Genomic DNA, 12,611 nt, shown 5'->3' on the forward strand with positions numbered 1-12,611 from the left:
AGATGACTTCATCGACCCGACCCGCGCCGGTGCGCATCGGCATCGCCGGCCTCGGCCGGCTCGGCCGCCGCCATGCGGAAAACCTCGCGCGCCGCGTGCCGGGCGCGGTGCTCGCGGCCGCGTGCAGCCCCGTCGCCGACGAGTGCGCGTGGGCGCGCGACGCGCTCGGCGTGCCGCGCGTGCATGAAGATTTCGCGTCGTTCGTCGCCGATCCCGAGCTGGATGCGGTGTGGCTCGTCACGCCGTCGGCGCTGCACGCGGACCAGATCGTCGCCGCGCTCGCCGCGGGCAAGCACGTGTTCTGCGAAAAGCCGCTGTCGCTCGATCTCGCCGAATGCGAACGGGTGCTCGCGGAAGCCGCCGCGCGGCCGCACCTGCAGGCGACGATCGGCTTCATGCGCCGCTTCGATCCGAGCTACCGCGATGCGTACGCGCGCGTCGCGGCCGGGCAGATCGGCCGGCCGTTCCTCGTGCGCTCGCAGACCTGCGACCGGAACGACCCCGACGGCTTCTTCGTGCGTTTCGCGCCGACGTCCGGCGGGATCTTTCTCGACTGCACCGTGCACGACATCGACGTCGCGCGCTGGCTGCTCGGCGGGCCGCGTGCGAAACGCGTGTTCGCGGCGGGCACGATCGCGCTGCACGAGGGGCTGCGCGCGTGCGGCGACGTCGACAACGGCGTCGCGATCTGCGAATTCGACGACGGGCGTCTTGCGATGTTCTACGCGTCGCGGACGATGGCGCACGGCAACGACACGCACTCGGAAGTGATCGGCACGGCCGGTGGGCTGACGATCGGCGCGAATCCGCGCGCGAACCGCGTCGAGATCTACGACAGGTTCGGCATCCGCAATACGTGCACGCCGACCTTCTTCGACCGCTTCGAGGAGGCGTTCCTGCTCGAGGCGCAGGCGTTCGTCGCGGCGGTCAACGGCGCGCATGACACCGGCGCGGCGACGCTCGCCGACGCGCTCGAGGCGACGCGGATCGGCCATGCGCTGCGCACGGCGCTCGAGACCGGGCGGGCGGTCGACCTGTAGCGGGGCGTGCGGACCGGAGAGTCGGCAGTCGTGGCGGCGCTGCGGTAAAATTGCCGCTTCCTCCAGCGCCGCACGAGGCGCGCCATTCGAAGGTCGAAAGCCGATGCAGATTCACAAGGAAGTGGATGCGCGCGGGCTCAATTGCCCGCTGCCGATCCTGCGCGCGAAGAAAGCACTCGCGGACATGGAAAGCGGGCAGATCCTCAAGGTGCTCGCGACCGATCCCGGCTCGCAGCGCGATTTCGCCGCATTCGCGAAACAGACGGGCAACGAGATCGTCGAATCGACGACCCAGGACAAGACCTTCGTGTTCCTGATGCGCCGCCGTTGACAGGCGCCATCCTGGCGCGGCCGTGTTTCTGACAATTCTTAAACCTCGCTGTTCCGCGCGCTGCGTATACTGACCCGGCCGGTCGTCCGCACTCAAAGGATGCGCTGGCTGCGGTACGTCGATTCGAGGCGGGCACGGGGGCCATGCCTGACGCTGCCGTCGTACACGGGGAGAGGACATGCCCTTCAGACCGGGGACCAGTCGAAGTCCGTCCGAAGCGAAACACACCGCGCCAGCGTGCGCAACCGGGTTGTGCCGAGTCGAGCTCGACCCGCAACACGACCGTCACGCGCGCGCCGCGCTGGAAGCCTATGCGGATTCGGTCGCGGCGGAGATGCCGTGGCTGGCCGAATGGCTGCGCGACGCGCTGCCCGACGGGGAAGCCGGCGTCACGCAGTGCGCGGCGACCGTCGAACGCGTATTCGACCTGGCCCATGCGTGGGCGGCGAGTCAGCCCGATTACGCCGCGGCGGCGTGGGAGCGGGTGCGCGGGCAGTTGCTGGGGTTGCTGCGGCAGCCGTTGCTGCGGCAGCCTGAACTGCAGCCGCGCGCGCAGGCCGACGAGCCGGCCGATGAGTCGGACGACTGCGCCGCACCGGTCGAATAGGCGCGCCGATTGCGTTTCGGGAAGGATTATTCGAAGAAAGGACTGCCAGCCGCGCGAATCCTTGGCGATTTTCATACTACTATGGTGGAATCGCCGGTTCGTCCGCGCCCCGTTTTTGAGATATAGGCCGGGTTCATCCGCTCGTGCGCGTGGCGCGCGAGAACGGGAACGCGGCCCGTCGCCGGGCCCGGCGCCAGCGCGCCAGCCACCGGCGGCGCCGCGGTGAGCGCGAGGGGCCGAACTGGATTTCGTTTTGCGGGGTGCTATGAGAATTGCTGTACTGGATGACGACCCGGCCCAGACGGACTTCGTCAGTCAAACGCTGACGGCCGCGGGTCATACCTGCTATGCCTTCAAGGAAGGCAAGGCGCTGAAGAAGCGCTTGCAGCGCGAAACCTTCGATCTGCTCGTGCTCGACTGGAACGTGCCCGACATGTCCGGCGAGGAAGTGCTGAAGTGGGTGCGCGCCAATCAGACCGAGCACAGCCTGCCGATCATCTTCATGACGAGCCGCGACGACGAGGCGGGAATCACGCAGATTCTCAACGCCGGCGCGGACGATTACGTCGTCAAGCCGGTGTCCGGGCCGATCCTGCGCGCGCGCATCGGCTCGCTGCTGCGCCGCGCGTATCCGGTCAACGTCGAGGCGGCGGTGCGCGAATTCGACCAGTTCCGCTTCGACGTGAACCTGAAGCAGGCCTACGTCGGCGACAAGCCGGTGAGCCTCACGCAGAAGGAATTCGAGCTTGCGCTGCTGCTGTTCCAGCATCTGGACCGGCCGCTGTCGCGCGCGCACATTCTCGACCTCGTCTGGAAGCAGGCGACCGACATCCCGTCGCGCACGATGGACACGCACATCTCGATGCTGCGCACGAAGCTCGGCCTGCGGCCGGAAAACGGCTACCGCCTCGCGCCGATCTACGGCTACGGCTACCGGCTCGAGCGGGTCGGCCAAGGGGAACCGGAGTGATCATGGGGAGCGCCCAACGCACGTCAGGCGTGCCGAGCCTGCGCGCGGCGCGTCTGCGCGCCGCGGCCCTCGGCGCGGCGTGCCTGCTCGCGGCCGCCGTCGCGGCCCAGCCGGCAGCCGCGCAGTCGCGGGCCCGCGCGGCCGGCAAGACGGTCGTTTATACGACGCGCGCCGGCGACACGCTGTACGACGTCGCCGAGCGCTACCTGCAGGGCCCGGACGACTGGCAGGTGCTCGCGCAGATGAACGGCGTGCCCGCGCCGAAGCGCCTGCAGCCCGGCCTCGCGCTGAAGCTGCCGGTCGCGCGGCTGCGCAAGGAACAGCTGTCCGTCCGTGTCGTCGCGGTGCAGGGGGCTGCCGAGCGCGCGTCCGGCGAAGCTTTCGCGCCGCTTGCGGTCGATGCGACGCTGACCGAAGGCGACCGCGTGCGCACCGGCGCGAACGGCTTCGTCACGCTCGAGCTCGCCGACGGCACGCACATGAGCCTGCCGCCCGACAGCCAGCTCGACCTGAAGACGCTGCGCCGCACCGTGCTGACGGGCACCCTCGACCGCGAGTTCGAGCTGACGCGCGGTGCCGTCGACAGCGAGGTCACCCACCTGAAGAAGCGCGACGACCGCTTCCAGATCCGCTCGCCGTCGGTCGTGGCCGGCGTGCGCGGCACGCACTTCCGGGTCAACTACGACGCCGCCGGCAACGCGACGACGCGTGTCGAGGTGCTCGACGGCGCAGTGGGCGTCGCGCGCAGCCAGCGTCCGGCGGGCGCGACGCTCGTGCCCGCGAACTACGGCAGCGTCGCCACGTCGTCCGGCGCGATCGGCGCCCCGGTCGAGCTGCTGCCCGCGCCGGCGCTCGCCGCGCCCGGAAAGGTGCAGGACGAGCCCGACGTCGCGTTCGAACTCGCGCCGCTCGCTCGCGCCCGCGCGTATCACGTGCAGCTGGCGCACGATGCCGGGCTGATCGACCTGTTCAGCCAGACCCGCACGGATACGCCGCGCGCGGTGTTCCGCAACGTGCCGAACGGCACGTATTTCGTGCGAATCTCGGCGATCGACGACAACGGTCTCGAAGGGCGGCCGCGCACCTACGCGTTCGAGCGGCGGCTGATGGGGCTCGACGCGACCGCGACGCCCGGCCCCGGCGGCTACGCGTTCCGCTGGTCGTCGAACGGCGCGGCCGCGAACGCGCGCTACCGGTTCCTGCTGTCGAGGTCGAAGGACCTGAGCGCGCCGGTCGTCGACGAGGTCGGCTTGCAGGCGCGGCAGATCACCGTCGCGCACTTGCCGCCCGGCGAGTATTTCTGGGCGGTGATCGTCGAGGAATTCGACGGCGGCCGCTTCTACGAGAAGATGAGTCCGGTCGGCGCGTTCACGCTGTCGCGCTGACCCGCGGCGCATGAAACCCGACTCCGTTTCCCCGCGGCGGCGGCTCGGCCGCCGCTTCCTCATCGAATGGATCGCGATCGGCTGCCTCGGGATCGTGGTGATCCTCGCGTGCGCGCTCGGGCGCGCGTCGACGAGCGTCGACGGCCTGATCTACGACCGCCTGCTGATGTTGCGCAGCCTGCCGCTGTCGCCTGACATCGTGGTCGTCGACATCGACAACCAGAGCGTCGCGGCGCTCGGCCGCTGGCCGTGGCCGCGCGACGTGCACGCGCGGCTGCTCGCCGCGCTCGCGCGCGTGAAGCCGGCCGCCGTGGTCTACGACGTGCTGTTCACGGAGCCGTCGGCGGACGATCGCGCGTTCGCGGACGGGCTCGGCCGGGTGCCGACCTTCCTGCCGATCCTGCTGAGCCCCGAGCGCCAGGACGGCACGCGCACCGTCGATCCGCCGGTGCCGGCGCTCGCGGCGCGCGCCGCAGGCCTCGGCCACATCAATCTCGAGGTCGATCCCGACGGCATCGTGCGCAGCGTCGCGCTGTTCGAAAGCGACGGCCGCATGCGCTGGCCGCAGCTGATGGTGCCCGTGTTCGACGCGATCGCGGCCGGCAAGCTGCATCCGGCGAGCGGCGCGCCGCTCGCGCGCGCGCACGACCTGTCGCGCGACGCGCGCGGCGAGGGCCGCTACCTGATCCCGTTCAGCCGCAACACGCCCGCGTATCCGACGCTGTCGTTCGACGACGTGCTCGACGGACGCGTGCCGGCGGACACGCTGCGCGGCAAGATCGTCGTCGTCGGCGTGACCGCGTCGGGGCTGTACGACCGTTTCGCGACGCCCGTGTCCGGCGACTTCGGGCCGCTCGCGGGGGTCTACATCCATGCCGGCGTGCTCGACATGCTGACGACCGGCCGGACGATCTCGCCGGTGTCGCGCGTGGGGCTGTTCGTCGCGTCGCTGCTGCCGCTCGCCGTGCTGCTGGCCGGCTTCCTGATGCTGTCGCCGTGGCGCGCGCTGCTGCTGACGCTGAGTCTCGCGGGGCTGGCCGTCATCGCGAGCGCGGCGCTGCTGTACGAAGGGCGGCTCTGGCTGTCGCCCGCGCCGGCGATCTTCGGGCTGATCGCCGTGTATCCGATCTGGAACTGGCGGCGGCTCGAGATGACGATGTCGTACCTGCGCCGCGAGCTGCAGCGGCTGGCCGACGAACCGCACCTGCTGCCGGAGGCGCCGCGCACGCAAAGCGTCGGCGGCGACGTGCTGGAGCGGCAGATGGCGCTGATGGCGCAGGCCGCGCAGCGCGTGCAGGACATGAAGCGCTTCGTGTGGGACAGCCTCGACAGCATGCCCGAGCCGATCTTCGTCACCGACCTGGCCGGCACCGTGCTGATCGCGAATCACGCGGCGAAGCGGTACGGGGCGCGGCTCGCGCTGCCGCTGCCGGAGGGGCTGCCGCTGCGCGCCGCGCTCGGCGAGCTGGCGTTCGTGAAGACGGTCGACGGCAACGCCGAACACGACGCCGCGATCAGCCAGCGCTGGCCGGCCGTGCTCGACCCGACGCTCGAGTCGGACCATGCGGCGATGGAGCGGGGCATCGAGGTGCGCGATCGCGACGGCCTCGATCATCTGCTACGCTACGCGCCGTGCACGAACGCGCAGGGGCGGGTGACCGGCTGGATCGCCGGCCTCGTCGACGTGACCGAGCTGCATGCGGCCGAGCGCCAGCGCGAGGAAGCGCTGCACCTGCTGTCGCACGACATGCGCTCGCCGCAGTCGTCGATCCTTGCGCTCGTCGAGATCGAGCGGCAGCGCATCGAGTCCGATGACGTGCGCGGGCTGCTCGCGCGGATCGAGCGTTATGCGTATCGCGCGCTGTCGCTCGCCGACGAGTTCGTGCAGCTCGCGCGCGCGGAATCGCAGGTGTACCAGCTCGAGGCGACGAGCTTCGTCGACGTGCTGATCGATGCGAGCGACGAGGTGTGGCCGCAGGCGCAGGCCAAGCGCATCCGCGTCGACACGGACATCGGCGGCGAGATGTGCTGGGTGCGCGCGGACCGTTCGCTGATCACGCGCGCGTTCGTGAACCTGCTGAACAACGCGGTCAAGTACAGTCCGACGGACACCGTGATCGCGTGTACGCTGTCGATCGAGCACGGGTCGAAGCGGATGTTCTGTACGATTCGCGATCAGGGGTACGGCATTGCGCCGGAAGACCAGCGGCATCTGTTCGAACGTTTCAAGCGGTTCCATGCCGGCGAGCGGCCCGAGATTTCGGGTTCCGGGCTCGGCATGGCATTCGTGAAGACGGTCGTCACGCGCCACGGCGGCAGCGTGACGGTCGAAAGCGAAGTGGGCGTCGGCACCGCGGTGACGGTGGCGCTGCCCACGATCGACGAGCCGTTCGCCTGACAGGGCCGGGCGCGGCGGCAAGCAATGGGGAAAGTCATGAAACACGAATGGGCGGCGGCCGCGCTGGCGGCGGCGCTGTTGACGGGTTGCGCCGGCGTGACCACCGGCGTGAGCGCGGTCGGGCAGCCGGACGCATTCGCGTCGGGCACGCACGACTATGGTTTCGTGCGCACCGACGCGCAGGCGGGCGACGAGCAATACCGGCAGATCGAGGCGCTCGTGCACGACGAGCTCGCGCGGCGCGGGTTCGATGTGCAGCCGCTCAAGGATGCGCGCTACCGGCTGTCGATCGCGTACGCGACACAGCTCGCGGCGGTCGCGGCCACGGCCGAGCGGTGCGGCGGCGCGAGCAGTGCCTGCGTCGCGGTCGACGGGCCGGCGCCGTTCGGGCTGCCGTTCGCCGGCAAGGTCTATCGCCACGTGCTGACGCTGCGGTTCGTCGATGCGAAGTCGGGTGCGGACGTCTATCGCGTGTCGGCCGCGCTGCGCGATCGCGAGCCGGGCACGCAGCACGCCGCGCCGGCGCTCGTGAAGAGCGCGCTCGCGAAGCTGCCGTTCGAGGCGGGCGCAGGTTGGCTCGTCGAGACGAAAACGCAAAAAGACGACGCGGGCGCAATGCCGGGCGTCGTCTCGGTGAAGCCGGCCGCCGCGCGCTGAGCGCCGGCCGGTCAGGGCCCGCCGCGGCGGGCCCGTGCCGCACTCAGGCGGCCGGTCGCACGCCGCGCGTGCGCAGATACTCGTCGAACTCCGTGCCGACTTCCGGGTGGCGCAGCGCGAATTCGACGGTCGCCTTCAGGTAGCCGAGCTTGCTGCCGCAGTCGTAGCGGGTGCCCTGGTACTTGTACGCCAGCACCTGCTCGTCGGCGAGCAGCGCCTCGATCGCGTCGGTCAGCTGCAGTTCGCCGCCCGCGCCCGGCTTCAGCGCGCGCAGGTGCTCGAAGATCCGCGGCTTCAGGATGTAGCGGCCAACCACGCCGAGGTTCGACGGCGCGACTTCCGGCGCCGGCTTCTCGACGATCGCCGACATCTTGATGATCGACTCTTCCCATTCCTTGCCGTCGACGATGCCGTACGACCTCGTCTCCGACGGCGGGATCTCTTCGACGCCGATCACCGAGCTGTGGTAGTGGTCGAACACGTCGACCATCTGCTTCATCACGGGCGGGTTGCCGTCGAGCAGGTCGTCGGCGAGGATCACCGCGAACGGGTTGTCCGCGACCAGCTTCTCCGCGCACAGTACCGCATGGCCGAGGCCGAGCGCTTCAGGCTGGCGCACGTAGAAGCAGTCGACGTGGCTCGGCTTGATGCTGCGCACCAGTTCCAGCAGCTTTTCCTTGCCGCGCGCCTCGAGTTCCGCTTCGATTTCGTACGACTTGTCGAAATGGTCCTCGATCGCGCGCTTGCTGCGGCCGGTGACGAAGATCATTTCCGTGATGCCGGCGGCGATCGCTTCCTCGACCGCGTACTGGATCAGCGGCTTGTCGACGACGGGCAGCATCTCCTTCGGGCTGGCCTTCGTCGCGGGCAGGAAGCGCGTTCCGAGGCCGGCGACCGGAAATACTGCCTTGGTGACTTTCAACATGATCGGACCTTTGTTCCTGTAATCGACACTGCGGGTTATGTTCGCGCCCGCATTACAGTGGGCGCAAACAGCCTTACGGATTGTTACGCCGGCAGACGCTCGAGCTGCGCGCTGAGTTTCGCGAGCGTGCTCTGGAATTCGGCGAGGCGCTTCTGCTCCTGCTCGACGACCGCGGGCGGCGCTTTCGCGACGAACGCCTCGTTGCCGAGCTTCGCGTTGCACTTCGTGATCTCGCCCGTCAGGCGTGCGACTTCCTTCGACAGGCGCTCGCGTTCCGCCGCGACGTCGATCTCCACCTTCAGCACCAGCTTGTTCTGGCCGACGATCGCGATCGGCGCGCCGTGCGCTTGCCGGTCGAGCGAGGCTTCGTCCGCGAGGATCTGCACGTCGGACAGGCGGGCGAGGGCCTGCACGTACGGCGCGAACGCGCGCAGGCGCTCGGCTTCGCCCGCCGCGAGCAGCGGCACCTTGGTTGCCGGCGACAGGTTCATCTCGCCGCGCAGGTTGCGGCACGCGTCGATGATCGCCTTCAGGTCGGCCGCCCATTGTTCGGACGCCTCGTCGATCTTCTTGAGATCCGCGACCGGGTACGCCTGCGTCATCAGCGACGCTTCGCCCTCGGCCTTGCCCTGCGGATAACGGCCCGCGAGCGGCGCGACCTTCTGCCAGAGCGCCTCGGTGATGAACGGGATGATCGGATGCGCGAGGCGCAGCACCGTTTCCAGCACGCGCAGCAGCGTGCGGCGCGTCGCGCGCTGCTGCTCGGGCGTGCCGTTCTGGATCTGCACCTTCGCGAGTTCGAGATACCAGTCGCAGTACTCGTCCCAGACGAACTTGTAGATGCTGTTCGCGATGTTGTCGAAGCGGTAGTCCGCGAAGCCCTTCGCGATGTCGGCCTCGGTGCGCTGCAGGAGCGACACGATCCAGCGGTCGGCCGCTGAGAAGTCGAGATAGCCGCCCGGGCCGCAGTCGCCCGCGCCGCAGAGTTCCGGCTTGTCGCGCCCGCAGTCGTGGCCTTCGCAGTTCATCAGCACGAAGCGCGTCGCGTTCCACAGCTTGTTGCAGAAGTTGCGGTAGCCTTCGCAGCGCGCGAGGTCGAAGTTCACGTTGCGGCCGAGCGTCGCCATCGACGCCATCGTGAAGCGCAGCGCATCGGTGCCGAACGCGGCGATGCCGTCCGGGAATTCCTTGCGCGTCTTCTTCTCGATCGTCGCGGCCTGCTTCGGGTTCATCAGGCCCGTCGTGCGCTTCGCGACCAGCGTCTCGAGGTCGATGCCGTCGACGATGTCGATCGGGTCGAGCGTGTTGCCCTTGCTCTTCGACATCTTCTGGCCTTCCGCGTCGCGCACGAGGCCGTGCACGTAGACGGTGTGGAACGGCACCTTGCCGGTGAAGTGGGTCGTCATCATCACCATCCGGGCGACCCAGAAGAAGATGATGTCGAAGCCGGTGACGAGCACCGACGACGGCAGGAAGTGCGAAAGCTCAGGCGTTTCGTTCGGCCAGCCGAGCGACGAGAACGGCACGAGCGCCGACGAGAACCACGTGTCGAGCACGTCGGCGTCGCGCTTCAGCGCGCCCGTGTAGCCCTTCGCGGCGGCCTGCGCGCGCGCGTCTTCCTCGCTGCGCGCGACGAACACCTCGCCGTTCTCGCCGTACCACGCGGGGATCTGGTGGCCCCACCACAGCTGGCGCGAGATGCACCAGTCCTGGATGTTCTCGAGCCACTGGTAGTAGGTGGTCGTCCAGTTTTCCGGGACGAACTTGATCTGGCCGTTGCGCACCACGTCGAGCGACGTTTCGGTGATCGACTTGCCCGGATTGAACGTGCCTTCCGGCGCCGGCTTCGTCATCGCGACGAACCACTGGTCGGTCAGCATCGGCTCGATCACGACGCCCGTGCGGTCGCCGCGCGGCACCATCAGCTTGTGCGGCTTCACGGATTCGAGGAAGCCCTGCGCGTCGAGGTCGGCGACGATCGCCTTGCGCGCGTCGAAGCGGTCGAGGCCGCGGTATTGCTCGGGGCCGTTGTCGTTGATCTTCGCGTCGAGCGTCAGGATCTCGATCGGCGCGAGGTTGTGGCGCAGGCCGACCTGGTAGTCGTTGAAGTCGTGCGCGGGCGTGACCTTCACGACGCCGGTGCCGAATTCGCGATCGACGTAGTCGTCGGCGATCACCGGGATCTCGCGGTCGGTCAGCGGCAGCTTCACGAGCTGGCCGATCAGGTGCTTGTAGCGCTCGTCTTCCGGATGGACCATCAGCGCGACGTCGCCGAGCATCGTCTCGGGGCGGGTGGTGGCGACGGTCAGCGTGCCCGAGCCGTCGACGAGCGGGTAGCGGATGTGCCACAGGTGGCCGTTCTCTTCCTCGCTCGCGACTTCGAGGTCGGACACCGCGGTCAGCAGCACCGGATCCCAGTTGACGAGGCGCTTGCCGCGGTAGATCAGGCCCTGTTCAAAGAGCGTGACGAACACGTCGCGCACGGCGGCCGACATCTTGTCGTCCATCGTGAAGTACTCGCGCGACCAGTCGGTCGATGCGCCGAGGCGGCGCACCTGGCGCGTGATCGTCGAGCCGGACTCCTGCTTCCATTCCCACACGCGCTCGACGAACTTCTCGCGGCCGAGGTCGTGGCGCGACACGCCTTGCGCGTCGAGCTGGCGCTCGACGACGATCTGGGTCGCGATCCCCGCGTGGTCGGTGCCCGGCACCCACAGTGTGTTCTCGCCGAGCATCCGGTGGTAGCGGGCGAGGCCGTCCATGATCGTCTGGTTGAACGCGTGCCCCATGTGCAGCGTGCCCGTGACGTTCGGCGGCGGCAGCTGGATCGCGAAATCGGGCCGGCTCGGATCGAACGCCGGGGCGGCATAGCCGCGTTTTTCCCACTCCGGCCCCCATTGGGACTCGATGGTGTGGGGTTCGAAACTCTTCGCCAGCGTGCTGTCGCTCATGGTCGGAAATCTGCTGAAAATTGCGTGAATTGGATACGTAAACGTCGCATTATAAATCGACGCGCGCCGGGCCGGGCCGTGCGCGGCTCGCAGCAAATTCGAACTCATCCTATCGCCGTCGCGTGCTGGACCGACTAAATTGCGATTTCTGTCCGCGGCTTGAGCGCGCGGATTCTTGTCGTGCCGGTGTGATTTCCGGGAGCTGGATGTACGAAGCAAGCGAGTATGTCCACTCGCAGTGTTGCAGTGTTGATTTGGAGCGAAGCGCCGACAGCGATGCCAACCTCTGCCATGGGAGGATGAGAGATGACACGACCGACGTTTGCTGCCGCGTGGGCAGCATCAGGGAAAATCTACGATCCGGCCAATTCCGGCGAGAGAGTGGCACGGGTGGTCGGGGGAGACGTCGCCGCTCATATCCGGGATAAGAGAAATCCGTGGAGGAACACGTGTGCGGTTCGTATGAGCTATATCCTGAATGAGGCCGGCGTGATTATTCCATCTATGTCGGGCAAGACCAGAAAGGGGGGCGATCACCGGAACTATTTCTATCGAGTCAAGGATGTCGCTTCCTTTCTGAAAACTGTCTGGGGTGCGCCGCAGACCATCGCCTGTCCGCCGAGCGGAGGGGGCGCGCTGTCGGAAAAGTGTGGCCTTATCCTTTTCGAGGTGCATGGCTGGAGCGACGCCAGCGGTCATGCGACGCTTTACAACGGAAGTCATTGCTACGACGCCTGTTATTTCAACGAGCCGGGGGCAACCTATCGCACTCGCAACGCATGTTTCTGGTCGCTCAAATGAGTGTTTTTCATGCAGTCGTTGCCATCGCGCTGTGTTCCGCACTGTCGGCTGAAGCTGCCGATTCCGTCATGGCCGTGCATCGCACCAATGCGGAAAACTATAAAGACAGGGCATTGGCGGCATGCCTGTCGGTCGCTTATCAAGGTTCTCCGGCGGGCAAGGATGCCAATATCACCAAGAGCGCGTTCCTGGAATGGACTTATTACGATGAGGGCAAGGGCGATCGGGCGGTCGATCAACTGGTGGAACGCTTTTTGCGCCGCGATTACACCAATCCCGTGGAAGGCTACGCCGGCGCCACATTCGATCTGCTGAAATGCCTGGGCCTGTACCACAGCCCTGAACTCGACGAGCAAGTGCGCCGGTACGTGCCGCATCCCGCCTGGATTGGGGACAAACCCGCCGGGCGGCGCGGGAAATGACGCGGGTCACTCGAGTGCCGCGGAGTGTCACGAAGGACTGGCGCCGTCGGTTGCGCGAGCGGTGCCGCCACGCAAGACGGCAGGGAAGGTGACGCGTTGAGCGGCGAGCGAGCGCACGCGACTT

11 protein-coding genes are annotated in these 12,611 nt (G+C 68.0%); 9 read left to right on the forward strand and 2 right to left on the reverse strand.

All coding sequences use genetic code 11. From position 1 onward, the window contains the following. Positions 1–2 precede the first annotated feature (2 nt). The 7 genes from B7P44_RS07200 to B7P44_RS07230 all read left to right on the forward strand — a co-directional run bounded on the left by B7P44_RS07200 (position 3) and on the right by B7P44_RS07230 (position 7,388). A complete protein-coding gene (locus B7P44_RS07200; protein ID WP_084902257.1) occupies positions 3–1,040 on the forward strand; it encodes a Gfo/Idh/MocA family oxidoreductase in 1,038 nt (345 codons plus the stop codon). Between the two features lie 103 nt (positions 1,041–1,143). Beyond that, entirely contained in the window at positions 1,144–1,371 is a 228-nt protein-coding gene (locus B7P44_RS07205) for a sulfurtransferase TusA family protein (RefSeq protein ID WP_006402122.1), read from the forward strand. A 178-nt stretch (positions 1,372–1,549) separates the two neighbouring features. Then, on the forward strand, positions 1,550–1,978 hold the full coding sequence (locus B7P44_RS07210) for a hypothetical protein (protein WP_084902260.1): 429 nt from the start codon (positions 1,550–1,552) through the stop codon (positions 1,976–1,978). Positions 1,979–2,243: 265 nt separating this feature from the next. After that, on the forward strand, positions 2,244–2,948 hold the full coding sequence (locus tag B7P44_RS07215) for a response regulator transcription factor (RefSeq protein WP_084902263.1): 705 nt from the start codon (positions 2,244–2,246) through the stop codon (positions 2,946–2,948). A 2-nt stretch (positions 2,949–2,950) separates the two neighbouring features. Then, positions 2,951–4,333 (forward strand): FecR domain-containing protein, encoded by a 1,383-nt coding sequence (locus tag B7P44_RS07220; RefSeq protein ID WP_084902288.1) that lies wholly within the window; start codon positions 2,951–2,953, stop codon positions 4,331–4,333. A gap of 10 nt (positions 4,334–4,343) precedes the next feature. Beyond that, on the forward strand, positions 4,344–6,731 hold the full coding sequence (locus B7P44_RS07225; protein WP_084902291.1) for a CHASE2 domain-containing protein: 2,388 nt from the start codon (positions 4,344–4,346) through the stop codon (positions 6,729–6,731). A gap of 36 nt (positions 6,732–6,767) precedes the next feature. Then, positions 6,768–7,388: a DUF4136 domain-containing protein gene (locus tag B7P44_RS07230; protein WP_084906499.1), complete on the forward strand. Its 621-nt coding sequence runs from the start codon at positions 6,768–6,770 to the stop codon at positions 7,386–7,388. A 43-nt stretch (positions 7,389–7,431) separates the two neighbouring features. Here B7P44_RS07230 and galU read toward each other — a convergent pair whose 3' ends face one another. Both galU and B7P44_RS07240 read right to left on the reverse strand, forming a co-directional pair. Further along, on the reverse strand, positions 7,432–8,313 hold the full coding sequence (gene galU, locus B7P44_RS07235; RefSeq protein ID WP_084902293.1) for a UTP--glucose-1-phosphate uridylyltransferase GalU: 882 nt from the start codon (positions 8,311–8,313) through the stop codon (positions 7,432–7,434). An 83-nt stretch (positions 8,314–8,396) separates the two neighbouring features. Then, the gene (locus B7P44_RS07240; protein WP_084902295.1) at positions 8,397–11,264 is read right to left on the reverse strand and encodes a valine--tRNA ligase; all 2,868 of its coding nucleotides are present in this window, start codon (positions 11,262–11,264) and stop codon (positions 8,397–8,399) included. A 462-nt stretch (positions 11,265–11,726) separates the two neighbouring features. Between B7P44_RS07240 and B7P44_RS07245 the strand changes: the two genes are divergently transcribed. Together B7P44_RS07245 and B7P44_RS07250 are read left to right on the forward strand one after the other, a co-directional pair. Continuing rightward, the gene (locus B7P44_RS07245) at positions 11,727–12,065 is read left to right on the forward strand and encodes a T6SS effector amidase Tae4 family protein (protein ID WP_231716665.1); all 339 of its coding nucleotides are present in this window, start codon (positions 11,727–11,729) and stop codon (positions 12,063–12,065) included. Next, a complete protein-coding gene (locus tag B7P44_RS07250; protein ID WP_231716666.1) occupies positions 12,044–12,487 on the forward strand; it encodes a type VI secretion system amidase immunity protein Tai4 in 444 nt (147 codons plus the stop codon). Before B7P44_RS07245 ends, B7P44_RS07250 begins: the two co-directional genes overlap by 22 nt. Positions 12,488–12,611 lie beyond the last annotated feature (124 nt).

Source organism: Burkholderia ubonensis subsp. mesacidophila, from assembly GCF_002097715.1.
In the GTDB taxonomy this organism is placed as follows: domain Bacteria; phylum Pseudomonadota; class Gammaproteobacteria; order Burkholderiales; family Burkholderiaceae; genus Burkholderia; species Burkholderia mesacidophila.

Coding starts and splice junctions, on each gene's coding strand:
- B7P44_RS07200 (WP_084902257.1), top strand. CDS start 3: ATGACTTCATCGACCCGACCCGCGCCGGTGCGCATCGGCATCGCCGGC.
- B7P44_RS07205 (WP_006402122.1), top strand. CDS start 1,144: ATGCAGATTCACAAGGAAGTGGATGCGCGCGGGCTCAATTGCCCGCTG.
- B7P44_RS07210 (WP_084902260.1), top strand. CDS start 1,550: ATGCCCTTCAGACCGGGGACCAGTCGAAGTCCGTCCGAAGCGAAACAC.
- B7P44_RS07215 (WP_084902263.1), top strand. CDS start 2,244: ATGAGAATTGCTGTACTGGATGACGACCCGGCCCAGACGGACTTCGTC.
- B7P44_RS07220 (WP_084902288.1), top strand. CDS start 2,951: ATGGGGAGCGCCCAACGCACGTCAGGCGTGCCGAGCCTGCGCGCGGCG.
- B7P44_RS07225 (WP_084902291.1), top strand. CDS start 4,344: ATGAAACCCGACTCCGTTTCCCCGCGGCGGCGGCTCGGCCGCCGCTTC.
- B7P44_RS07230 (WP_084906499.1), top strand. CDS start 6,768: ATGAAACACGAATGGGCGGCGGCCGCGCTGGCGGCGGCGCTGTTGACG.
- galU (WP_084902293.1), bottom strand. CDS start 8,313: ATGTTGAAAGTCACCAAGGCAGTATTTCCGGTCGCCGGCCTCGGAACG.
- B7P44_RS07240 (WP_084902295.1), bottom strand. CDS start 11,264: ATGAGCGACAGCACGCTGGCGAAGAGTTTCGAACCCCACACCATCGAG.
- B7P44_RS07245 (WP_231716665.1), top strand. CDS start 11,727: ATGAGCTATATCCTGAATGAGGCCGGCGTGATTATTCCATCTATGTCG.
- B7P44_RS07250 (WP_231716666.1), top strand. CDS start 12,044: ATGTTTCTGGTCGCTCAAATGAGTGTTTTTCATGCAGTCGTTGCCATC.